The organism is Vibrio pomeroyi, from assembly GCF_024347595.1.
GTDB lineage: Bacteria > Pseudomonadota > Gammaproteobacteria > Enterobacterales > Vibrionaceae > Vibrio > Vibrio pomeroyi.
The window spans coordinates 661,101-685,854 of the sequence record NZ_AP025506.1 but is presented as its reverse complement, the minus strand read 5'-3'; the positions used below and the strand labels follow the sequence as shown (position 1 = coordinate 685,854).

Genomic DNA, 24,754 nt, shown 5'->3' with positions numbered 1-24,754 from the left:
AGGCCATTATGGCAAAGAATAAATCAAAATCAAAAGCCGGTAGTAATACCATTGCGCTTAATAAGAAAGCTCGCCACGAATATTTCATCGACGATGAGATAGAAGCGGGGCTTGAGCTACAAGGCTGGGAAGTAAAATCCCTACGTGAAGGCAAAACCAATATCGCAGAAAGCTACGTTTACATCCGAGATGGCGAAGCATTCATCAGTGGTATGACGATCACTCCGCTAACTCAAGCGAGTACTCATATCGTGGCGAACCCAACACGTATCCGTAAACTCCTTATGTCGAGAAAAGAACTCGATAACCTTATCGGTCGTATTAACCGTGAAGGCATGACACTTGTCGCAACCGCACTTTACTGGTCTCGCTCTTGGGCGAAGATTAAAGTTGGCGTAGCGAAAGGTAAAAAGCTGCACGATAAACGTACTGATATGAAAGAAAAAGATTGGGCGAGAGATAAAGCACGAATTATGAAGAGTAATTTGCGTTAATTTTAAGCACTTAAACGCACAGTGCTAGACAGGTTAAGCTTTTCTGGTACTATGCAAATAACACTTGGGGCTGATTTAGGATTCGACAGGAATTTTGAAGTCTGAGGTGCATGCCGTGGGGCGGTTGGCCACGTAAAAAGCCGCAAAAAAATAGTCGCAAACGACGAAAACTACGCACTAGCAGCTTAATAACCTGCTCAGAGCTCTCTTACCCTAGCTTCCGCTCGTAAGACGGGGACCAATAAGAGATCAAACCCAAACTAGCTAGCGTGGCTTCTCCCACCTGAGAGGAAAAGCGCGAATTATAATTCAGGTTAGCCTTTAACTAGCGTGTCGGTTCGCAGGTTGCTGGTGAAATTAAAGATCGACTAAGCATGTAGTACCAATGATGAATGATTTTTGGACGCGGGTTCAACTCCCGCCAGCTCCACCAAACGTTTGGAAAGGGCCAACTCGAAAGAGTTGGCCCTTTTTGTTTGTCTAAAGGTTGTGTATTAGGACATAAAATTTTTAATAACAAGAACTTAGATACCTAACCGTAAATATCAAAAACAGACACTCAATAAAAAAGCCACACATCCCATTACTGAAACGTGTGGCTATTTAGAACTGTTCTATTTCGCTCTTAGTAAGTTGAGGCGTTACTCCATCTCACCTAGTACGTAATCTTCATCACTACTTACTACCGCGCCGTGCTTCAGGAAGTTCTTACCTAAAATCATGCTGTACTCGAAACGAGAGCGATCTTGAAGGTTTACTCTCACCTTCTTCTCTAGGTCGCCTAGCTTAACGTTCATTTCGACTACTGGGCGAATGTTCACCTTCTCGCCTTTCTTGGCTTTAATGCGCATTACATCAATCACTGGCTTAGTGAACTCTTGCTTATCGCCTTGATTGTTTTGATAAGTAAAGGTCACCATGTCTTGACCATCTTTCTTGAATCGTTTGATGTTCACCGCATTCATTGAGCTTACATCAGCACCAGTGTCTAGCTTGGCTGGGAATGTCATGCCGTTCACTTCAACGACTTCAATGTGTCCTACTTTAAACAGAGGTTCGGCTTTCAGTAGGTAGTCAGAACGCGTGTTCACGTAAACGCCCTCTTTCGCCATCTTCTTACCAAGGATGAAGTAAGCTTCTTTTTCATTGCTGTCTAGCACATCAATTGCAAAATCTTGTTGGCGAACTTTGCCAGAAACCGAGAACTCACCACTTACAACAGGGCGAGTATCTTCCCCTACTTTCAGCTTTTTAATAATTGGCTTGGTCACCTTCTGCTTTTCGCCATTGACGTCAGTTAGGTAAAATTCAACGGATTCATCTTTGCCCTTGCCGATAATCTCGAAGCTATCGACCTTCAACAGGGGGGTATTTACCGTGAAAGAAGCCACCGCCTTAAGAGGGAAGTCGTCGATGGTAATGTCTTCTTCCGGCGAGATGATCAACGGTTCACTTGCCTCAGCCACATCACTAAAGCTCTCTGATCCTTCTGAAAGAATATTCTCAGCATTGGTATCAATCATGAAGAGTTCGCTGGCGGTGTTGGTGCCCAATCTTAACTGTGAGCTACTGCTTGAACGGTCACGTAAGTACACGAGAACATCTTTAGTCGTGTTCTCATCAAGTTGAACAGGTACATACACTAATGGTCTCTTGTTTCCGCTTACGCTTAACATGCGAACCAACGGCAATGTCATCTCTTTCTGTTTGCCATCGTTATCGAACATATCAAACGTCACTTCGTTGTTCTTTTTGTCTACGTCGATATTTTTCGCATGCAAAATACTGTAGCGGTTCTTTAAAGAGAAGGTCGCATTCATCGCCATACCCGAGATAGACACTACCTCTTTACGGCCAACCACCGTTGCGTTCTCTTGCTCTTGCAAATAGTCGTAGCCAGCAAAGACTAACGCATTATCTGCAAGGAAGGTTTTTCCGATCAATACAGGCGCGGAGAAGTGACTTCTGTCTGTCAGGTTAACATCGGTTTTTAGCTCTTGGCCTGCAATAGTCAGAGACATTTTAATCGTCGGGCGAAGCAAAGGTGTGCTGCTGGTACGGCTGCGAATCATGCTAACACGCTCTAGTGGCGCCTCAACCAATACCATCTCACCAGTACGTGGGTTTTGAACCTTGAAAGAGACCACAGCTTGGTATTTCGCAAAGGTGCTGCCATCCCAATCATCGTAGTCAACATCACTATTGTTCAACACATCTTCGGTTAATGCCGCCATCAACTCTTTGTCTTTGAGGTTCTTGTAATCGGCATGTGTGCTTTTTACATGAATGTCTTCTGCATGCATGGAGGTGGTTTCAGCACCGGTGTCGATTTTTCCAATGAAAGGAACCTCTTTAAGCCCTTGAACGCTAGAGAGGTACACATTCTCAGTACGACCTAATACCGCCTTACCATCGAGTTCGTAAGTCGGATTTTGCGTGGTGTGTGAAGTGTCTGTAGCCAAAGAATACTGTGAAAAAAGTAGAGTGCTTAAAAGAGTTAGAGCCAAAGGTATCTTTTTCATTAGTTGGTCCGTTGTGATCAGTTCACTAATAATACTGGCGAATAGGCTAGAAGTTCCCCCACCAGCGATGGTTCTCACATAACGTTTACGCTATGACTTTTTCAATGACAAACCGATGACTTTGCGCCGCATTACTTCATCAATTATTGACTAACGGATACCCAATAACCTTTTGATTGCTCGGTGTTCTATTGGAGAAACGAATATAAAAAAGGCCAACGACATGCGTTGACCTTAGCGATTCAAAATACCCTTGAAGCGAGCTTAACTTGCTAAAACACAAACGGTTCTAGATAAACATAGCACTAAAAAGTCCCGACTGTTTTCTTTGCACAGATAGCACGAGCTTTTTCTGCGCCCTCGCCTTTATTTTTATTAAAACATTGGCGATAAGATTCGACGTATCGCTCAAATAGTACTTTGGCTTCAGGTTCTGGTTTAGAGAGCAGTTGATTAACGAACTTTCTCGAACCGACCTCGAAATGCTGAGTATCGATTGGGGTATTCCAGTCCCCTCCCCAGATCATAAAACCATGATGTGCAAAAAGCTCGACCACACCTTCCGCCATGCCTCGGCGTTCAATGTCATTGCGTGCACGAAAGCGCGTTCTGTTCACATAGCTGGTTGCCGATTGTGATGGCTTTACCGTAATGGTCCCGTTGCTATCGAACTCTAAGAAAGGGTTTTGAACTGGGTTGATGTCGATTGCCACACCGTAAGCATGCTTCGACCAACCTCCTCCGCCAGTGATAGGCCGAGCGTTAAACGCACTGCTATTATTGGCTTCCATCGAGGCATTGTCGTCACCGTTGAACTCACGCATTAGGCGCGCAGAATGCAGCGGGAAATTACGCTGTTTGAGTTCTAAAAAGATTTGCTCAACAGAAGGGGCGATAACGTCAAGCACAATCATGTTCCCCTGCTGCGTTTCGCCCTTAAAGTTAACGAAATCAAAGTCTACTTTGGATAGGCGATCACACCCAACAGGTGCTCCGTTATTCAACACCTTGTTCTTTTTCATCATGTCACATTGCCACTGAGAGACAGGCGCAACTTGGGCGTAACTCGCCGCACTGATCAAGGTTGCCAGCAAACCAACAATTAAACGTTTCATATCAAGGCTAAAAAACAATAAGAGTAAAAAACAGGAGGTAGAAAGTAACACACTCAACCTAACAGAGCGCATACTTTGCTATTGCATTTTCTTCCAATACACGATTTCGCGAACTCGACCATTCTGATCCTTATCAGCCTTTCCGCCGACATCAGAAAATTCAGGCAAGCACGACAATGTTGGAGCGTGAGAAGCAATCAACATCAATATGAATGCGTCATAAATATCATCTATCGCGACATCTTTACGCTTGGTGTTTGAGATAGCTAACGCCACAACCTCACACCATTGCGGGGCGAGTTGCTGAATAATCGAAAGCCTTTCCTCTTTGCCCTCTTGAGTTCGCTTAGAAAAGGTAAGCGGCTCCCCTTTCAAAGCAGCGAACACGACCTCAGGGTGAGACTCTCTGATCGATAAGTTTGGGTGATCGTCGATGAGTTTATCCAACTCTCGGATTTTAGGAACAATCCCCCAAGTTTGCTTAGAGAACTTCTTACCAAGCTGCTGCACATTGGCATTACACGCCGTAATGTAATCGGTTTGGTAAACCGCCTCACGACACGGAACTGGAAACACCGAAGAACCACGTTTGCTGGTTAGAAAACGCCTTGCTGCTTTGTCGCATAAACGATCTGGAGTCTGCGCGTCACTGAAACCAATCGGCATGTCGATAAGCGTCGTTGAACCGATGAGATCACTCGCAAGCTCATCAAGCGCCTTTACTACTTTGAAAACTGGCGCCTGATTATCAGAGACAATCCAAGCGATCCAACCCGCCTTACAGCCATCAATTCCGATGTATTTCATTGTTTACTCTACCGTTGTTTAAAAGGTGAATTTTGCGGATAAACGTGGAGATCAATGCCACTCATTGATTAACAGTCGACTTTTCACGCCACGTACCTGTAAACCCATTGCGTCAAACACCTCTTCGAAGTCTCGACACTGTGGTGGAATATTGGGTAAAGAAAGTGCCGCTTCAGAAAAGAACTGCTGTTCAAAATGAGCCGAATCACTCCACGCCAATTGCCACCATTCGAGAATACGAGGTTTAGACGCGCGAAGTTTTTCAGCGGTAGGCACTTTGTCACTTTTACTTAGATTCTCTTTGCTTGTGGTTGGAAAGAGGTTCCACTTATCGTTATTCGGCCAGTAAGCAAAAGGCAGACAGTGATCAACGTGGTACTCGTTTTTAAGTGACTTTCCACTCCAGACGCTGACAATGTCTGCATGTTCAGCTCTAAGTTGCTCAACTCTTTTGCGTACATCACGAGTATCGTGGTTTCGGTCAATCCATACTAAGCAGTCGTGATAGGTCTGAAGTGAGATATTGCGCTGTCGATTTAACTCAAAACGTTGCATCTCCATGACCCATTGATTCACTACTAGCGGCTCAATCCAAGAGTGATAGATTCTGAAGCACTCCCACAAGCTTTCATCCAATGTGAAGTAACCAAAGCTTGCTAAGAACTCACTGTCGATGACCAATGATTCTCGACTCTTACGTCGCTGCTGAGATGGGAGTATCTCAAACAACTTATTCTCTTTAGAGCCCTGATAAATAAAGGTCACTGGACCCGATTTAATAGTACTGATCGTTTGTGAAAACAGCTTCTGCAATGCTTTGGCTTCATCACCAAGAAATAGAGCGCCTATCGCTAAATCATCGGCACTGAGGTGTTTGAGCTTGTTCCAACCATCGTCTTTTACAAAACCTAGGCCTTTACTCGTGTTGCTGTTTTGCTGAATCCCAATGCCTTCTATATCGATATCAATTAGACGCTTAAACTGCCTAACCCAATACAGAGCAACCAAACCCACCGGTAGAGATATTTTGCCATCCGTTCGATCAAGCACGGCACCTGAATGGGCATCTGCGATTCTCAGCAAGGTTCTTAACAATGCCAATTTGTATGTAGCCGACTTATTGTCATTCACAATAATGTGGCGCACCTTGTTTAAATCACCCGAGCCATCATCTGGCAGCGTCATAACTACGGTTTGCCACCAAACCTCACTGCGCTTCAAGGTGTCTTGGCTGTTATCGACATGACGCACCAACAAAGCACTGTTCTTCGATAAACGCTCAAGCTCTTCAACCGAGACCTCATAGCCCTCTCGGTCGTCATGAAACTCTCCGTGACGTAGCGTAATCACCAACTTGCCATTTGGAGCGAGTAAGTTAGATAACTTTCTGAATGCTCGCTCTCGATATGACGGTGCAAGATGCATCCATACTGCACTCACCAGTATCAGGTCAAAACGCATTCCGAGGTTTTCAGTGCGGCTCAATGATGGCAGTGAATCATCTAACCATGTAACACTTGGCCCAGTGTATTCTGAGCCTTGCTTGCGTAATGACGCACTAGGTTCTATCGCAATGACTTCAGCTCCGGCCTTATGCATCCATAACGCATCACGGCCACTTCCCGCACCGACATCTAGCACCTTATCGCCCTCTAAAGGCCAGTATGCTTGCCAGCTTTTATGTACCACTTCGAAAGCCACGGAGTTGTACTGCTGACAAAGTGCATGAGCATTTTTATCGTAAAAAGGAATCGATGAGGACATATGCGCTATTGGAGTAAGGAGACTACTCCCATAGTAATGGTGGCCTAATAGGATTACTAGCGGCACATGTAGGTTCAGCAACATCCGTCAACATTCATCATTAGTGGCTGTTTTATATCAACATATCCCTATCGAGCTAGTCCAAAGAAAAGTGAAATAAACCAGGTGCAAGGTGACACTCGAACAGAGATAATTACTTTTACAACAATACCCCTAACCTCAATCCCTAGCCGATAGAAGTTCAATGACCCAATACTCATACATAGACATCCCATTCAACCTGCGCCACACCTGTTGGTTTTGTGGTGAGCCTTCTAATCACACGGTTGAGTTTCCTAAAACTGCTCAGTTTTTTGCCAAGGTTGGTCATGCGCCGATAGCACTGCCAGCGTGTAAAGAATGCGCGAGTGTGAAATATGCGAAAGACCTGACATCTATATGGACGGTGCGCGACCAGATAAAGCATGCGCTCATTGATAAGTATGCCAAGCACTTAGGCATTGGTGAGAACTGGACTGAGCAAGAGCTGATAGACAGCGAGTTTACAGGCTCGACACTTGGCGGCTTTGGGCGCAGCGCTTGGAAGATGTATCAAATCGCCAAGCAGCGAGTCGAGTATCAAGGCTGGCCTTTGTCGGTTGATAACACCGCCATTGAGGCCTACGACGAAACCAGTGGCTTTGAATTTGAAGGCACTCGTTATGCTTCAATCCACTCTTGTATCGACTATTTCACCAAGGCTGCTGGGGTAGACAAAGAACTGCTGTCGGAACTGGTCAATATTGTGTCATCAGAAAGGTTTAGCTACGCACTGAGAATTGCGAAGCTGAATAAGAATGTCTCAAATATAAAGCGCTTGGCGATCATCGACGAGGTGCTACTGCAAGAATTTGAGCAACAAGAGATTCTACAGGAACAGGCTAACGCGATGTTTAGCCCAAATATCGAAGAAGTGTCAGTTGCAGGTTCAACAGCTCCAGTGTTTGCGATTCAATGGGCAATCGCAAACAAGGTGGAAGATTTAGCTCACCTATGTGCACTTGAAGATGACTATTTTGACTATTTTGAACACCTTGGTGGCCCTGCGGCTTTCATGTCTTATAACGGTCTTCAACTCTATTTAGAAGCTCGCCAAGATCCTGAGTGGGTAGAACAATCCGACCCAAATAAACAATTTTGGTTATCATGAACCATTACTGGTGAACACGTGTAAGCTCGATATGCGCGTCTAATACCTATTGTTAGTCATTGTTTTATATAAAGATCTAAAAAAAGGCTTCTAGCACAGTTAATTGTTGCAATTCGGTTAAATAGAGTGAAAACTTCAACTACCTAAAACTATTTAATTGCTGCACCCTTGCAGTGAATAAGGAGTGAGTTGTGCTTGCTGTTCTTCGTATTATCTTGGCTACGGTGTTTATTATTTTCACCACTCTATGTGCTTTTGTTTACTGCTTGTTTAGCCCCAAGAACCCTAAGCATGTGTACGTTTTCTGCCGTTGGTTCAATCAACTACAAAAGATAGTTGGTGTAAAACTGGTTCAGCGCGGCCTAGAGAATGCGCCAACACCAGAAAAAAGCGTGTATATCTCTAACCACCAAAGCATATTGGATTTTGTCACCGACCCTGGAATGCTAAGACCACGCACCGTTTCTTTAGGAAAGCGCGATTTGTTAGTGGTGCCGTTTTTTGGGCTGCTGTATTGGATCACCGGTAACATCATGATTAACCGTGAAGATAAATCCAAAGCGCGCGATACCATTAAGCAAGTGGCGGAAGCGATTCATCAACGAGATCTGTCTGTGTGGGTTTACCCTGAAGGAACTCGTAGTAAAGGCCGCGGGCTATTGCCTTTCAAAACGGGCGCTTTCCGAATGGCAATTGAGGCGGGTGTGCCTATCACCCCTATGTGCACGAGCACCACTCACAACAAAATCGACTTTAACCGATTAAACAACGGTATTGTGATTACCGAGATGCTTGAACCTATTGATGTGTCTGGATACAAACTGAGTGACGCTAGAGAGCTGGCCAATCACTGCCATGCGCTAATGGCTGAGAAGATTGCAGAGCTTGATGCCGAAGTCGCTAGATTGGAATCACAACAAAACCCAGAGCTTGATTCAGACCGTTCTTCTACTAACTAACTCGCAACGAACACACTGAGTCATCGCTCAGTTACTTAAAAAGATACTCAACGATCGCAACTCTCATTGTTCTTGTTTTACTTGCTGACACTTATCCGCAAAATAAAACGCGGGAAACGGCATAGAGCAATGGGAGTAAACGATGGAAGTAATTCACCATGGCGGTAAACATACGGTCACAGGATCTTGTCACGAGTTAAGAGATTCAGGCCAATCGGTGCTCATCGATTGTGGCCTCTTTCAAGGTTCGGACGCTCGCCCTCTTGATATCGATTTTGAAACATCCCACCTCAATGCTCTACTGCTAACTCATACTCACATTGACCATATCGGGCGACTGCCTTGGTTGCTCGCCAGTGGCTTTAACCAACCGATTTATTGTACTCAAGCGACGGCTGAACTTGCCCCTTTAATGATTGAAGACGGACTAAAGCTGCAAGGGCTCAGTCATAAACAATCCAAACTCATCCTTAAAAAGATTCATTCGCTAATAGCGCCCAAGCCTTATGGAAATTGGTTTCCTATCACCTCTAAACAGCAAAACAACGGAAAGGATCATAATAGGCCAAATACTCTGTATGCTCGTTTTCAACCTGCTGGACATATCTTAGGTTCTGCCTATATCGAGATAAAGTTACCTAATCAAGAAGTGGTGGTGTTTTCTGGGGACTTAGGGCCCAGCAACACACCCTTACTTCCTGACCCTATGCCGCCACAACAAGCCGACTATCTGTTTATCGAATCCACTTATGGCACAAGTACACATGATGATATTGCAACACGAGCAGAGCGTCTTAAAGCGATCATTGATCGTTCACTACTCGATGGCGGTGTCATCCTAATTCCGGCGTTCAGTATCGGTCGAACACAAGAGCTGTTATTTGATATCGAACACCTGATCTTTGAGCATCAACTCAGAGCCGATATTCCTATCATCCTCGATTCTCCGATGGCAGAGAAAGTGACACGTTCCTATCGACGTTTTAAAGAACTCTGGGGACAAGAAGCAAAACAACGCCTAGAACTGAAACGTCACCCACTTGCTTTTGATCAGTGTATTACTGTTGATGGGCATAGAATGCATAAGAAAATCGTTAATCGCCTCAAGTCGACAGGTGAACCAGCGATTGTGGTCGCGGCATCAGGAATGTGTCAGGGTGGCAGGATCATGAACTACTTATCCGCCTTACTTCCAGATAAACGAACCGATGTGATTCTGGCAGGATACCAAGCACACGGCACCCTAGGACGAGAGCTTCAACAGGGTGAAATGCAGGTTTCAATCGACAACAAACAAGTGGAAGTGAATGCTCAAATTCATGGCATGTCTGGCTACTCGGCTCACGCCGATAAAGAGGATCTCAATCGATTCATTACTGGCATTCCTGTTAAGCCAAAAGAGTTGCATTTGATACATGGCGAATCAAATACTCAGTATGAATTCGCTCAAGAGTTGCGAAAACAAGGATTCAAGGTCGTTTGAAACAAGTGTCTAATTAGGCACTTTTCCTACCGTAAAGATAAAAACTATCATTTTATCCCCTCAAAAAATGATAGCGCTCTAAAACTGCCTAACTATTCTGAGCAAGTGATATATTCCAACTTCCCCGTAACAAATGCACTCTAACAGCCGTTCATGCTAAATGGTCGATTCGTCTATTTTATCGCCACCCTTTCTTAGTTACCGACCGCGAAAGTTACTTGTTTGTATTAATCACTATTTATTCACTTTGAAAAAAACCAAAACAAAGCAACTAGTTGCACTTGCGTTTAAATGAAACGATTTCCGAGATAGCACTAAGCGTTAACAATTAGCCCCTGTAACATGCTTTATGTCACAGTAATCCCAATGCGTAGTTAAATAATTTAACACTCAGGTTACAAGTGAAGTATTGTGTTGTTCGAAAAACAATCACAAGTAAAACTAACAGGGAAAATACTCATGCAGTCATTCGTTGATTTTTTGAATGGAATTATCTGGAGTCCAGTGCTTATCTACCTATGTTTAGGTGCAGGTTTGTTCTACTCCGTCATGACTCGATTTGTACAAATCCGTCACTTCTTTGAAATGTGGCGCTTGTTACTTTCGGGTAAAAGCTCATCAAAAGGCATCTCGTCTTTCCAAGCTCTAGCCGTTTCGCTATCTGGCCGTGTAGGTACAGGTAACATTGCAGGTGTTGCTGCCGCTATCGGTTTCGGTGGCCCAGGTGCAGTATTCTGGATGTGGGTTGTAGCCTTCTTTGGTGCAGCGACTGCTTATGCAGAATCAACGCTAGCGCAAATCTACAAAGAAGAAGACGAAGGCCAGTTCCGTGGTGGCCCGGCTTACTACATCGAAAAAGCGATGGGTCAGAAATGGTACGCATGGATCTTCGCAATCGCGACTATTTTTGCTTGTGGTATTTTACTTCCAGGTGTTCAGTCAAACAGTATCGGTAACGCTGTAGAAGCTGCATTTGGTTCAGGTGATATGATCGAAACAGCTGTTGGTACATTCAGTTTTGCTAAAATTTTCACTGGTACTGTTGTCGCTATCATCCTTGCTTTCATCATCTTTGGTGGTGTTAAACGTATTGCGAACTTCACACAGATCGTTGTTCCTTTCATGGCATTGGCTTACATCATCATCGCGTTCGTTATCATTCTGCTAAACATCAGCCAAGTGCCAACTGTTTTCGCAATGATTGTTGGTGATGCATTCACACCTATGGCAGGCTTCGGTGCTGCAATTGGTTGGGGTGTTAAGCGTGGTGTTTACTCAAACGAAGCGGGTCAAGGTACTGGTCCTCACGCGGCAGCGGCTGCAAGTGTTGATCACCCAGCTCAGCAAGGTTTGGTACAAGCGTTCTCTATCTACATCGATACACTTCTAGTATGTTCTGCTACAGCGTTCATGATCATCATCACCGGTGCTTACAACGTTCACGGCGGCGCTGAAGGTGTATTCCTTGTTCAGAACCTAGCAGCAAACATCGGTGCAAATGGTCCTGTATTTACACAGCTCGCTATTGAAAGTGCACTACCAGGCATTGGTAAGCCATTCATCGCATTTGCTCTGTTCTTCTTCGCATTTACAACGATTCTTGCTTACTACTACATCGCAGAAACGAATATTGCTTACCTACGTCGTACCATCAAGATCCCTGGCATGATGTTCGTACTTAAGCTTGTTCTTATCACTGCAGTTTTCTATGGCACAGTTAAAACAGCGAACCTTGCATGGGCAATGGGTGATGTTGGTGTTGGCTTGATGGCATGGTTAAACATCGTAGGTATTCTGATTATCTTCTTCATGTCTAAGCCTGCGCTTAAAGCACTGGCTGATTACGAAGAGCAACAGAAGCAAGGCGTAACTGAGTACACGTTCAACCCTGTAAAACTAGGCATTAAAGGCGCTACTTACTGGGAAGAGAAGTACAAGCGCAAAACGGGTAAATCGCCAGAAGCCGAAGCGGCAGACAGCAAGCCTGTAGAGCAGCCTTCAGCGTAAGACGTTCAAAAAATGATATCGCTTTAAATGATAACGATGTTTTAGATACTGTTTTTCTTTGAAGCAAGATGCAAAAAGGGTTAGCCATGGCTAACCCTTTTTTATATTTCTAAGAAGCTCGAGATTAAGCAGCGATTTCTTGTGTTGCCATTTGAGGCGCTTTCTTCTCACCAACTGGCAGTACTGTGCGACCGTATTCGTTGTTGATCACTTGTGCCATTGCAAAGTAAATAGCAGAAGCGCCACAGAAGATGCCTTCAAAACCAGCGATAGTGCCGATCACTGAGCTGCCTGTGAAGTTATGAGCTGCAAGTAGGAAGAACAAGATAGTTAGTGAACCGAATACTACTTGCTTCGCTACTGGGTAGCATAGAGAGCCGATGAACATGAAGCCTGTGAAGATGCCCCATAGTAGTAGGTACCAACCCATGAATGCAGCAGGACTTGCCGGTAGGCCCATGTAAGGCATTACAATCAAACCAACCAAAGACAACCAGAACAGGCCGTAAGAAGTAAACGCAGTTGTACCGAACGTGTCACCACGTTTGAAACACATAGTGCCCACGATAACTTGGCTCAAACCACCGTAAAAAATACCCATCGCAAGGATCATTGAATCCATAGGGAAGAAACCTGCGTTGTGGATATTAAGAAGAATAGTGGTCATACCGAAACCCATTAAGCCTAGTGGCGCTGGGTTAGCTAGTTTGGTCGACATTGCGAATTTACCTTATTAAAGTGGTTGATTAAAAAAAATCGATAAAATTTGTAAGAAAATTTTAATTGATAAATTGCTTTTGGGATAATCCAGTTATCGAAAACTAAGGTTGTTGAAATGATCACATGGAAAATTAGTTTCATAACAAGCTGTATTGATTCACAGAAACTATCAATGAGCAGATTCCCTATCGCGCTATAAAAGAGATGCGAGTAACGAGATACGAGATGAGAAAAGAGTCTGTAGATTCGAGTAAGCGGGATAAGAGGAACAGGTCTCGATTGAAGCGTCATTCCAGAACCGAGGAACGAGGTATGAATTAAAGAGAAATAGAAGGCATGCATTTCATTGTTCGTTTGCTTACATCTCGTCTCTAGTCTCTCGAGCATCATTCCAGAATAGAGGAACGAGGTATCTGGAATCTCCTCTTCGATATAAGCACGTTTGGAGCACTAAAGAGATTCCCTATCACGTTCGTTCCTCACTGTAGGGAATGACGGAGGTTTAGTAGATGCGGTATGAGAACAGCGCGTTCAGATTGAGTAAGCGAGAAACTAAATAGCAAACTCAAGTAATAATAGGGCGATCTTTTCTTTACTCGTTTACTCGCATCCCGTATCTATTCATCGAATCGTCATTCCAGAATCGAGGAACGAGGTATCTGGAATCTCCTCTTCGGTATAAACACCGAGAACACTCAAGAGATTCCCTATCACGTTCGTTCCTCACTGTAGGGAATGACGGAGGCTTGCTTAGGTGCGAGTAAGTGAGATGAAGAACAAGAGAGCGAGCTTTTCGTTACTCGATTACTCGCATCCCGTATCTAATTTCTCATTCCTCATTTGCATCTAAAATTACGCTTGTTGAGTGTTAGATTCAGAGACTTGAGATTGAACTTCTGAAGAAGCGTTTTTACTCGCATCACGCTTGGCTAGCAGTGTCACAACAACCAACTGAGCGACAAGTGCACCTAGCACAACTAGCGAACTACCAGTAAAGCCTGCAACAACAAAGCTCACTAGAGCAATAGAGCCGTTCATCAATGCATAAGGCAGTTGTGTCTTAAAGTGCTCAAACTGATCACAACCTGCCCCTGTTGAAGAGAGAATGGTAGTTTCAGAGATCGGTGAGCAGTGATCACCAAACAAGCCGCCAGATAGCACCGCACCAATCGCAACCAGCAGTGGTGCATCAATTGCAATCGCCGTTGGGATAACCAATGGCATCATTATCGCGAAGGTTCCCCATGAAGAGCCAGTAGCGAATGAGATGATAGCCGACAGTAAAAAGGCTACCGCAGGCACTAACCAGTAAGGGAACCCGCTCTGCGCTTGCTCCGCAATATAAGCGGCTGCACCTAACTCTTTACCAATAGTGCTTAATGCCCAAGCCAGTACCAAGATAATCGCGACGGGCATCATGTTCCCCATGCCCTTTAGGTATACAGCAACACCATCCGAAAGTTTTCTAACGCCGTAGTAAGCCATCAGCGAGATCAAGGTAATCGCAGCAAAGAAGTAAGCCGAAGATAATGCTGCTCTGAATGAAGAACCTGCAACCTTTTGGAATGGGAAGCCTTGTGGAACTAACATGGCACACAATACCACCAGCATCACTAACAATGGTGCCCAAACAAAAGAGGCCTTTGCATTTTTATGCGAGAAAGGATTAAGTGATTCGCTATTCACGCCAGAGTTGATTCCCACTTGGCAATCACGCTCGGCTTTTGCCATCGGGCCGAAATCTAAGCCTTTAAATGAAACCAATGGAACGATGAAAATCGCTAGGAATGCGTAGAACTGAAAAGGAATCGCACCGATGAAGGCATCCCAGTCAGACATGTTGACATTCAAAGCCGTGAACTCTTTTTGAATCAGGCTCATGATGTAAACGCCCCATCCAATGAAAGGAATCAGGATCGCAACTGGCGATGAGGTTGAATCAATAATGAATGCTAGCTTCTGTCTTGAAAGTTTCAGTTTATCGAAAAGGGGACGAAAAACAGGGCCAACGATTAAAGGGGTGCCTAAGTCAGAGAAAAATATAACGATTCCCCCAAACCAAGCAGACAGTTGAGCTTGGCACTTGTTACTGACCCACTCGGTCACACGCTTAGCAAACGCAACACCACCACCCGACTTTTCCATCAGAGCGACAAAGCCACCGATGAACACCAACAGCATAATCACGCCAGCGTTATAGTTATCAGTAAGCTGAGGGACTAGGTAACCTTTAACCATGGTACCAAACGTATCAAGCGGATTGAGTGCGCTGAACATGCCAGTCAGCATCGCAACGCCACTTAGCACGCCAGCAAAAAGGCCTATCACCACATTCCTTGTCGCCAACGACAACACCAAAGTAATCACAATGGGGATGAGTGACGTGATATCTGTCTGTTCCATAGGTACACCTTAATCCTAAAAGCAAAGAATAAATATAAATTAAATTTGAATATAAATTCACAATAACAATTTGTACAGGACTTTATTCTCTAACTGGATAATTAGTCTTTAAATACGCTTTAACATAGCCTAATAGACCAATCGACCTTCCTAGGTAGCCAAGTTCGAAACGAAAAAAAGCCGAAAGTAGAAACTTTCGGCTTTTGATTATTTATATCGCTACAGTCGTAATACTGAACTCATCGTTTAAACCACCTTTTCGATATTCAGACTATCAATTACAACTGATTTCATCCCAGAACCAATTCGACTGAACAGGACTCTCCCAAACACCCGGACCATTTTTAGCCACGAAGCACTTACCGTTATGTGTCACTTTGTCACCGTTACTTACTTGGCTAACTCCCGCTTCCCATGTGATAAACACCGATGGGTCAACAACGACAGGTGGCTCAGTTACTGGTGGCTCAACTGGTGTTGGGTCCACTGGAGCAGGATCAACAGGTGCAGGGTCAGTCACTACCGGTGGTGTTGGCTCCCCTGCTACTAGTTTCCAAGGGCCGCCATTGGCAGGGTCATCCCCTTGCGTCCACCATTTCGCTTCGTAAGTCGCACCATTGTGAGTCACTTGATCGCCAGCGTTGTAAACCTTAGTCGCGCTCCAACCGTTGCCACCAGGATCGGTTCCTGGGTCTACCGGATCAAGCTTGTCGACCACTTTCACTTCAGGCCAACTCGCATGAGAGCCATAGAAGTTAGTCACACACTTCTCGTAATCGCCCGCCACTAGCGCTGAATATGCAGTTTGGAATCCAACCAACTCACATTCAAACGAGTAGCCTTCAGGACGGTCTGCGTAGTATTTCCAGTTACCATCCCAGTTGGTGTACAGCACGTCAGTGGCACCGTTGAGGTTCAAGCTTCCATAAGGCGTTTGCTGCCAACAGGTATTAGCTTCATCTGCCTCTACAGGAATTTCATAGTGCGCTGCTAGCCCTTCCCAGTAACGAATGCGGTTAACTGGTTGGCCTTTGTCTTTATTCTGTTCACCACACTCAATACCACCGTTGATCACGTTGATGGTAGTACCAAAACCATAACCAATGCCCGCATCCAGTTCTCGTTGAGATGGCGTCCATGTACGGTCGATAACATGCAGCATTGCAGGCTTAGGCGCTTGTGGTGTTAAGAAGAACCAGATAGCTGACGCTAAGTTCAACCAAGAGTCAGCAACTAAGCCCGGATTATTCAATAGTACCGTCGCATCGCCATCAAACATCACCTCAGAGAAGGCACCGTAGTTAAAATGATAAGAAAGCTGCTTAGCGCCACGACCGAAGTATCCCTGCCCTGCGGCACATGGCCAGCGTGCATTTTGCCAATCGTTCTGACCACAACCAGTGGTGTAGCCTTCTTGCCCTTCAGACCACCCCATTTCACGAACATGTACCAGCGCTTGCTGCCACTCTTCGAGAGCTAATGGGTTATCAGAGGTGTTGTCTATCGCGATGTGACCGCCCGTCTCTTGAGAGAAGTGAGCAAAAGCGGTGATGATGGATTTCTTACAGATAGCATCAGAATCACGGCCATCAGTGTACTCTCCACAGAAGGCTGGGAATTTACCAATCGCGCGTAAGAAACGAGTGTAAGTGTATTCTGGTGCCGCCATCTGAGTGAGGGAATCCCATTCAGATTGAGGGAATACACGTTCAACCCGTTTTACGTTTTCAGGGTTAGAAGGTGAACCGGGTTCAATCGCTTCAACGATCGTGTTCGAACGAGTTTGTAGGGCCTGTGACCAGATCGCGTACATAGGATCCGAGGTTTTTGCTTGTTCAGCGGCTTGTAATGCCGACTTTTCAACAAGGTAGCCATTCGGGTTTTTCGGATCAGGTTGAATGTTCAAAGACGCATGACTTTGTGCTGCTAAGGTGCAACCCAGTACTGTCGCCAAATATTTGATTTTTAACATGATGGATTCTCTTATCTGTCCTTAATAAGTCCATCAAAGAGTATGTGGCACGTGGGAAATAGCCTAGCTGTTGCGGTATGAATTTATAAAAAGTGCGAGTGATAGTTTTATGTATAGTTAAACGTAACAACACGTCTCATACTTTCTTGAGCTGATATCTAGTTTCCAACTGATTCGGTTTCTAGGCATTGTTCATTTACTTTCTAGGTATTGCTCACAAGCCTTTAATGCAATGGATCAATATAATGAATCGAAAAGAAAAAAGCCCCGAACTGAGTTCGAGGCTTTTAATAACTAAATCAAATAGTAGCTAAATCAACGCAGGTTAAATCTCTAAGAGATTATTCCCACTCGATAGTTGCTGGTGGTTTACCAGAAATATCGTAAACAACACGTGAAATGCCGTTAACTTCGTTGATAATACGGTTAGATACCTTACCTAGGAAGTCGTATGGTAGGTGTGCCCAGTGAGCAGTCATGAAGTCGATAGTTTCTACAGCACGTAGAGATACAACCCAATCGTACTTACGGCCATCGCCCATTACGCCAACTGAACGTACTGGTAGGAATACCGTGAATGCTTGAGATACTTTGTGGTAAAGGTCAGCAGCGTGAAGCTCTTCAATGAAGATAGCATCTGCGCGACGCAGTAGATCACAGTACTCTTTCTTGATTTCGCCAAGAACACGAACACCTAGACCTGGACCCGGGAATGGGTGGCGGTAAAGCATGTTGTATGGAAGACCAAGCTCAAGGCCGATCTTACGTACTTCATCTTTAAACAGCTCACGTAGAGGCTCAACAAGACCCATTTCCATATCATCAGGAAGGCCACCTACGTTGTGGTGAGATTTGATTACGTGTGCTTTACCTGTCTTAGATGCTGCAGACTCGATTACGTCTGGGTAGATAGTACCCTGAGCAAGCCATTTAGCATTAGACAGTTTCTTAGACTCTTCATCGAAGATATCTACGAATACGTGACCAATGATCTTACGCTTAGCTTCTGGTTCAGCTTCGCCTTCCAGAGCTTTAAGGAAACGATCTTCTGCATCTACTTTGATGATGTTTAGGCCGAACTGATCGCCAAACATATCCATAACTTGCTCAGCTTCGTTTAGACGAAGAAGGCCGTTATCAACAAATACACATGTTAGTTTGTCGCCGATAGCACGGTGAGCGAGCATCGCAACTACAGATGAATCAACACCACCAGAAAGACCAAGGATAACTTCGTCGTCACCTACTTGTTCTTTAATACGTGCAACTGCATCTTCAATGATTGAAGCTGAAGTCCACAGACCTTCACAACCACATACGTTAAGAACGAAGTTCTCAAGCATTTTCAGGCCATTTTTAGTGTGTGTTACTTCTGGGTGGAATTGAACACCGAAGTATTTCTTCTCTTCGTTTGCCATTGCAGCGTATGGACAAGTGTCTGTTTCAGCGATCTTTGTGAAATCAGCTGGGATCTCAACTACTTTGTCGCCGTGGCTCATCCAAACGTCTTGAGTAGACTCAAGGTCAGCGAAAAGTGCAGATTCACCAGTAACTTGTACAGCAGCGTAGCCGAACTCGCGCTCAGTAGACGTTGCTACTTTACCGCCAAGTTGCTCAGCCATAGTTTGCATGCCGTAGCAGATACCGAATACAGGAACACCTGAATCAAATACGTACTGAGGTGCACGTGGAGAGTTCTCTTCCGTTACACTTTCAGGGCCACCAGATAGGATGATACCGTCTGGATTGAATTCACGAATATCCGCTTCTTCTACGTCCCAGCTCCAAAGTTCACAGTAAACACCGATCTCACGAATACGACGAGCTACTAGCTGTGTGTATTGAGAACCGAAGTCCAGAATTAGAATACGTTGGTCATGAATATTTTTAGTCATTGTAAGCAGTCTTATTGGCTATGTGATAAAACGGAGGCGAGTTTACTCACCTCTGATTAACTCTTCAAGAAATAAAGCAAACGTTTTCGTTGGTTATCTGTAAGTCGATGTTTTGCAAAAATCATACGTTCAACAAAACAAGCTTTAGATAAAATAATGTGCCGACTAAATCAGCACATTATTCAAACGTTTGGACGTATTATTAACCTAAACGGTAGTTAGGTGCTTCTTTCGTGATTTGAACATCGTGTACGTGAGATTCTTTCATGCCCGCACCAGAGATACGAACAAACTCAGCTTTAGTACGCATGTCTTCAACAGTTGCAGAACCTGTTAGGCCCATGCTTGAGCGTAGACCGCCCATCTGTTGGTGAACGATCTCTTTTAGACGACCTTTGTATGCGATACGACCTTCAATACCTTCTGGAACAAGCTTGTCTGCAGCGTTGTCAGATTGGAAGTAACGGTCAGAAGAACCTTGAGACATAGCGCCAAGAGAACCCATACCACGGTAAGACTTGTAAGAACGACCGTTGTAAAGGATAACCTCACCCGGTGCTTCTTCAGTACCAGCGAACATTGAACCAACCATCACACAAGATGCACCAGCAACGATAGCTTTACAGATATCGCCAGAGAAACGGATGCCGCCATCTGCGATTACTGGAATACCGTATTCGTTTGCCACTTCAGCTGCGTCTGCGATTGCTGTTACTTGAGGAACACCAACACCAGTAACGATACGAGTCGTACAGATTGAACCCGGGCCGATACCTACTTTAACCGCACTAACACCAGCTTCGATAAGAGCACGAGCGCCAGCGCCAGTTGCTACGTTACCACCGATGATTTGTAGGTCAGGGTATGCAGCGCGAGTTTCGCGGATACGGTTAAGTACGCCTTCAGAGTGACCGTGTGAAGAGTCGATAAGTAGAACGTCTACGCCAGCTTCAACTAGAGCAGCAACGCGCTCTTCGTTACCAGCACCAGCACCAACAGCTGCACCTACACGTAGGCTGCCGCGCTCATCTTTACAAGCGTTTGGTTTACGTTCTGCTTTGTGGAAATCTTTTGCAGTGATCATTCCAGTCAGTTGGAAGTCATCATTTACAACAAGAACTTTTTCAACACGCGCTTCGTGCATTTTCTCTTGAACTTCTTCACGAGTTGCACCTTCTTTAACAGAAGCAAGGCGAGCTTTAGGCGTCATTACTACATCAACTTTCTTAGAAAGGTCAGTAACAAAGCGAACGTCACGGCCAGTAATGATACCAACCAATTCGTTTGTTTCAGTAACAACAGGGAAACCGGCGAAGCCGTGTTTTTGAGTAAGGGCTACAACATCAGCGATTGTCGCATCAGGGCTTACAGTTACTGGGTGAGAAACCACACCAGCTTCGTAAATTTTAACCTGGCGAACCATTTCAGCTTGCTGCTCGATTGACATATTCTTATGAATAAAGCCAATACCACCTTCTTGCGCAAGGGCAATTGCTAGGCGTGCTTCCGTAACAGTATCCATCGATGCAGAGATCATTGGGATGTTTAAAGAAATGTTTTTCGTTAACTGAGTGCGAAGATCAGCTGTGTTCGGAAGAACGGTTGAGTGTGCTGGGACGAGTAAAACGTCATCAAAAGTTAAAGCTTCTTTTGCGATTCGTAGCATTTGCAATATCTCACAACAAAGGTGTTAAAAGGAGTAAACCCAACTTTATCGTTTCGCATAATAAAGTGATTTGGATTTGATATTGCAGACGGATTATACGCACGGCGAAATCGCTTGGCTACACATTTTTGTATTTTTAATTTGCATTTACCCCCTTGCTATGTATTATATTGCCGCTATCTTCCATACTCACGCCCTGTGAGATTCCAAGAAAGACCTTCCTTCAAGGAAAGATAGTGCTTCTATGACTAATCCAAACATCTTTACTGTTTCTCGCCTCAACTCAGAGGTTCGTCTCCTATTAGAAAACGAAATGGGAATAGTCTGGCTCGTTGGTGAAATCTCAAACTTCTCTGCACCTGTCTCTGGTCACTGGTACCTCACGCTTAAAGACTCTCGCGCTCAAGTTAAGTGCGCCATGTTTCGTGGCAATAACCGCCGAGTAACGTTTAAGCCTCAGAACGGCAATCAAGTTTTAGTCAAAGCTCGCCTATCTCTTTATGAACCACGCGGTGACTACCAACTGATCATCGAAAGCATGCAGCCAGAGGGTGACGGTAAACTTCAGCAAGAGTTTGAAAAGCTAAAGATGAACCTTGCCGCAGAAGGACTTTTTGCTCAATCAAGTAAGCAAGCTCTTCCTGAACACCCAAAACGTGTTGGCGTTATCACCTCTAAAACCGGTGCAGCGCTGTTTGATATTCTTGATGTATTGAAAAGGCGCGATCCTTCATTGCCGATTGTGGTTTACCCAACCATGGTTCAAGGCGAAGAGGCGGCGATTCAGATTGCTCAAGCGATTGGACGTGCCAATGAACGCAATGAGTGTGATGTGTTGATCGTGGGTCGTGGCGGCGGTTCACTGGAAGACCTATGGTGCTTCAATAATGAGATCGTAGCTCGCACAATCGCAGCAAGCCAAATTCCGATTATCAGCGCAGTTGGCCACGAAGTTGATGTCACTATCGCCGATTTCGTCGCAGATATGCGCGCTCCAACACCATCAGCAGCCGCTGAATTGGTTAGCCGTGATAACAGTCATAAAGAACAAGCTTTCTCGTCTAAACGTGCTCGCTTAGTGAGTGCGATTCGTCATGTGTTAATCAAACAAGCGCAATCCACTCAAACGTTGAAATACCGCTTAGAGAAGCAACACCCTAGCTACCAGCTGCAAAAGCAGAGTCAGCAGCTTGATGACCTAGACATGCGTTTGCGTCGTGGTATGACTCAATACCTAAAGCAGCATGCACAGCGTGTTGAACGTAAACAGCACCAGCTTCAATTGAACTCACCAGTGAAGCGCCTTGGCGAACAGAAACTGCATCTGCAACGTTCAGAACAAAAGCTATTGGATGCAATGGACAAGACATTACTAACGACTCGCCACCAGCTAGCAATGGCTGCAGAGAAGTTAGAAACAGTGAGCCCACTGGCTACCCTAAAGCGTGGCTACAGCATTACTCATTCTGCATCGAGCAAGACAGTATCATCAATTAACGACGTCGAAGTGGGTGAAGTGATCACCACTCAAGTTGAAGACGGTGTTATTGAGTCGCAAGTGACTACTAGAGTCACCAAGAGCGATCTTTAAGTTCGACTTGAACGTTTGAAACCAGAAAGCCCTATCGATAATCGACAGGGCTTTTTGATATCTAACGGTTTAAAAACTCAATGATTCCCACCCTACTCAGTAGTAGAAGGCTCCTTCATGGTGAGCATCCCTTCGGTCACAATAAAGTTGATGATGAAATCTAACCCTTGGCTCTCTTTGAGGTTGGTGAATACGTAGGGTTTGGTTGGACGCATGCGTTGTGTGTCTTGCTCCATGACTTCAAGTGACGCACCAACATACGGTGCCAAATCGATCTTGTTGATAACCAACAGATCAGAACGCGTAATACCCGGGCCACCTTTACGTGGGATCTTCTCGCCTTCCGCTACATCAATCACGTAGATAGTCAGGTCGGCTAATTCAGGGCTAAACGTCGCACTGAGGTTGTCGCCACCGCTCTCTACAAACACCACATCAAGGTTCTTATGTAGCTTAGCCAGCTCTTCAACTGCCGCGAGATTCATCGACGCATCTTCGCGAATCGCTGTGTGTGGGCAACCGCCTGTTTCCACACCGATAATACGATCAGGTTCGAGAGCTTCAGCTCGTGTAAGTATCTTGGCATCTTCTTGGGTGTAAATATCGTTGGTTACTACGGCAATGTTTAGCTTGTCGCGAATCGCCTTACACAGCACTTCCAACAGTGCGGTTTTACCAGACCCAACTGGGCCACCAATACCAATTCGAAGTGGTTGCTTATAACTTTCCATAATCTACTTCCTTATATTCTTTTCTTGCTACCTCGTTAGCGCTCACCGCTACGAACGAAATAGTCGTGTATATTGTGTTTCGTGCAATGAACTCGCTAATGCCATCGAAGGCGAAAAGCTACCTATCATCCAATCTTCAATCGTGCGTGCTTTCTCAATCACCTCGGGAAAGGTGTTGGTGATATTAATCAGCGCCAACTGCCCATCGGTTTGGCCTAAAGGCACCAGCTTTACACCTGCCGTAACGATATTTTCAAGCCAGCTCCATAGATACCCCTGCTTAAGGCTTTCTAAATCGATGTCCCAATGTTGAGCGGCAATACACATACCCAACAGTTGATTTGGGTGGCTATCAACAGAATCCACCAGCGAAATATCGATCTCTAAGCGCTTCAACAAGGTATTCAATGCATGCCCACGCTGCTTTTCTTCTGCTCGCAATTCACTGGTCTCACGGCTCGAGTACAAGTAGTTACACCAATGCTCAATCTCATCGAGTTCACCTTTTTCTAGAGCATGGTAAAGACGCTCTAAGATAGGTAATTCCAAGGTCGCGACACTGGAACTAACGATGGTATTAAGCCACTGTTCCATGCTATCGCGATTAGTCACCCACCCCGCCTCAACCGCCAGCTCTAAGCCTTGCGAATAAGTGAAACCACCAATCGGTAATGACGGACTGATCAATTGGAACAGACGATAAATCGCGACATTTTCTGTAGTGCTCATACTCTGCTCTCTGTCTTCTAAAATCGAAAAGTTCGAGAGCTTACGCGCCTAACAGTAATACTGCGCTCGCTGAAGCCACGCCAACTGAAAGCCACTTAGAGTAAACTGCGCGCCCAACAAACGTACCGACAACCATTAATACCAAAGCAGTGATGCTCATACCTATCACAAATTGAGTTAAGTTACTCGCAGCTTCAACGCCGTGTGCGTAACCATGGAAAAACAACATCGCAATAGAAGCGACTAATACGCTGTTTACACGCTTTGTTGATGGTGAGAATACGTGCCATAGACATAAGCTGACGACGAACAGAGAAGCGATGATTGCTGGTTCAACAATCACAGAGAAACCTAAGGCTTGGCCTGCGATAAGCCCAACGACTAATGAAGCCAATCCACCGCCAATCAAAGCGGCTTTTATCTTGGTTGAAAACGACAGTGCGCCAATTAACAAACCGAAAGCGATCAGCATGATCAGGTGATCCATACCTGTTACCGGGTGAGTTAAGCCAGACATAAATGAGTGAGACTCATGAACCGAATGCGAACCATGTCCCGGGTGAGCCAATGCCAATGTCGATGTTGTTAGAGAAGCTAGTGTGAAAGTGCATAAGCCTGCAGCTGTTTTAAAGTTCATCGCGAGTTCCTTGCGTTTATAGTTATTAATATCGTTGTTATATAAATCGTTTAGTGAGCCATCAATGACT

18 protein-coding genes and 1 other RNA gene are annotated in these 24,754 nt (G+C 45.0%); 7 read left to right on the top strand and 12 right to left on the bottom strand.

The genetic code is table 11. The annotated features are described in order from the left end of the window. The first annotated feature begins 8 nt into the window (after positions 1 to 8). Positions 9 to 494: an SsrA-binding protein SmpB gene (gene smpB, locus OCV12_RS03015; RefSeq protein WP_004735156.1), complete on the top strand. Its 486-nt coding sequence runs from the start codon at positions 9 to 11 to the stop codon at positions 492 to 494. A 66-nt stretch (positions 495 to 560) separates the two neighbouring features. After that, positions 561 to 927, top strand: a transfer-messenger RNA (tmRNA) gene (ssrA, locus tag OCV12_RS03010). A 208-nt stretch (positions 928 to 1,135) separates the two neighbouring features. On the opposite strand, the gene OCV12_RS03005 is transcribed toward ssrA, so the two are convergent. From OCV12_RS03005 to OCV12_RS02990, 4 genes are all read right to left on the bottom strand, one after another. Then, on the bottom strand, positions 1,136 to 3,016 hold the full coding sequence (locus OCV12_RS03005; protein WP_261885315.1) for an ATP-dependent zinc protease family protein: 1,881 nt from the start codon (positions 3,014 to 3,016) through the stop codon (positions 1,136 to 1,138). A 305-nt stretch (positions 3,017 to 3,321) separates the two neighbouring features. Further along, on the bottom strand, positions 3,322 to 4,131 hold the full coding sequence (locus OCV12_RS03000) for a M15 family metallopeptidase (protein ID WP_261885314.1): 810 nt from the start codon (positions 4,129 to 4,131) through the stop codon (positions 3,322 to 3,324). 78 nt (positions 4,132 to 4,209) lie between these two features. Beyond that, positions 4,210 to 4,938, bottom strand: a complete 729-nt coding sequence (locus OCV12_RS02995; RefSeq protein WP_261885313.1) for a DUF429 domain-containing protein — start codon at positions 4,936 to 4,938, stop codon at positions 4,210 to 4,212. 51 nt (positions 4,939 to 4,989) lie between these two features. Beyond that, positions 4,990 to 6,702 (bottom strand): class I SAM-dependent methyltransferase, encoded by a 1,713-nt coding sequence (locus OCV12_RS02990; RefSeq protein ID WP_261885312.1) that lies wholly within the window; start codon positions 6,700 to 6,702, stop codon positions 4,990 to 4,992. Positions 6,703 to 6,946: 244 nt separating this feature from the next. Here OCV12_RS02990 and OCV12_RS02985 point away from each other — a divergent pair, with 244 nt between their 5' ends. The 4 genes from OCV12_RS02985 to OCV12_RS02970 all read left to right on the top strand — a co-directional run bounded on the left by OCV12_RS02985 (position 6,947) and on the right by OCV12_RS02970 (position 12,340). Further along, positions 6,947 to 7,891 (top strand): hypothetical protein, encoded by a 945-nt coding sequence (locus OCV12_RS02985; protein ID WP_261885311.1) that lies wholly within the window; start codon positions 6,947 to 6,949, stop codon positions 7,889 to 7,891. A gap of 191 nt (positions 7,892 to 8,082) precedes the next feature. Beyond that, a complete protein-coding gene (locus OCV12_RS02980; protein WP_261885310.1) occupies positions 8,083 to 8,850 on the top strand; it encodes a 1-acylglycerol-3-phosphate O-acyltransferase in 768 nt (255 codons plus the stop codon). A gap of 142 nt (positions 8,851 to 8,992) precedes the next feature. Next, positions 8,993 to 10,333, top strand: a complete 1,341-nt coding sequence (locus tag OCV12_RS02975) for an MBL fold metallo-hydrolase (RefSeq protein WP_261885309.1) — start codon at positions 8,993 to 8,995, stop codon at positions 10,331 to 10,333. A 459-nt stretch (positions 10,334 to 10,792) separates the two neighbouring features. Further along, complete coding sequence (locus tag OCV12_RS02970) at positions 10,793 to 12,340, top strand: alanine/glycine:cation symporter family protein (RefSeq protein WP_176681909.1); 1,548 nt, start codon at positions 10,793 to 10,795, stop codon at positions 12,338 to 12,340. Between the two features lie 124 nt (positions 12,341 to 12,464). Here OCV12_RS02970 and OCV12_RS02965 read toward each other — a convergent pair whose 3' ends face one another. From OCV12_RS02965 to guaB, 5 genes are all read right to left on the bottom strand, one after another. Next, a complete protein-coding gene (locus tag OCV12_RS02965; RefSeq protein WP_261885308.1) occupies positions 12,465 to 13,058 on the bottom strand; it encodes an acetate uptake transporter in 594 nt (197 codons plus the stop codon). A gap of 854 nt (positions 13,059 to 13,912) precedes the next feature. Beyond that, positions 13,913 to 15,463: a Na+/H+ antiporter NhaC family protein gene (locus OCV12_RS02960; protein ID WP_261885307.1), complete on the bottom strand. Its 1,551-nt coding sequence runs from the start codon at positions 15,461 to 15,463 to the stop codon at positions 13,913 to 13,915. 274 nt (positions 15,464 to 15,737) lie between these two features. Further along, on the bottom strand, positions 15,738 to 17,435 hold the full coding sequence (locus OCV12_RS02955) for a chitinase (RefSeq protein WP_261885306.1): 1,698 nt from the start codon (positions 17,433 to 17,435) through the stop codon (positions 15,738 to 15,740). Positions 17,436 to 17,776: 341 nt separating this feature from the next. Next, on the bottom strand, positions 17,777 to 19,330 hold the full coding sequence (guaA, locus tag OCV12_RS02950; protein ID WP_017059729.1) for a glutamine-hydrolyzing GMP synthase: 1,554 nt from the start codon (positions 19,328 to 19,330) through the stop codon (positions 17,777 to 17,779). Between the two features lie 202 nt (positions 19,331 to 19,532). After that, positions 19,533 to 20,996, bottom strand: coding sequence for an IMP dehydrogenase (guaB, locus tag OCV12_RS02945; RefSeq protein ID WP_017062496.1), 1,464 nt, complete (start codon positions 20,994 to 20,996; stop codon positions 19,533 to 19,535). A 244-nt stretch (positions 20,997 to 21,240) separates the two neighbouring features. On the opposite strand from guaB, the gene xseA reads away from it, so the two are divergent. Beyond that, positions 21,241 to 22,587, top strand: a complete 1,347-nt coding sequence (xseA, locus tag OCV12_RS02940; protein ID WP_261885305.1) for an exodeoxyribonuclease VII large subunit — start codon at positions 21,241 to 21,243, stop codon at positions 22,585 to 22,587. A gap of 92 nt (positions 22,588 to 22,679) precedes the next feature. On the opposite strand, the gene ureG is transcribed toward xseA, so the two are convergent. The 3 genes from ureG to OCV12_RS02925 are packed head-to-tail and all read right to left on the bottom strand — an operon-like array spanning position 22,680 to position 24,684. Further along, positions 22,680 to 23,318, bottom strand: a complete 639-nt coding sequence (ureG, locus tag OCV12_RS02935) for an urease accessory protein UreG (RefSeq protein ID WP_017062498.1) — start codon at positions 23,316 to 23,318, stop codon at positions 22,680 to 22,682. A gap of 48 nt (positions 23,319 to 23,366) precedes the next feature. Beyond that, complete coding sequence (locus OCV12_RS02930; RefSeq protein WP_239849061.1) at positions 23,367 to 24,047, bottom strand: urease accessory protein UreF; 681 nt, start codon at positions 24,045 to 24,047, stop codon at positions 23,367 to 23,369. 40 nt (positions 24,048 to 24,087) lie between these two features. Continuing rightward, a complete protein-coding gene (locus OCV12_RS02925; RefSeq protein WP_261885922.1) occupies positions 24,088 to 24,684 on the bottom strand; it encodes a HupE/UreJ family protein in 597 nt (198 codons plus the stop codon). Between the last annotated feature and the right edge of the window lie 70 nt (positions 24,685 to 24,754).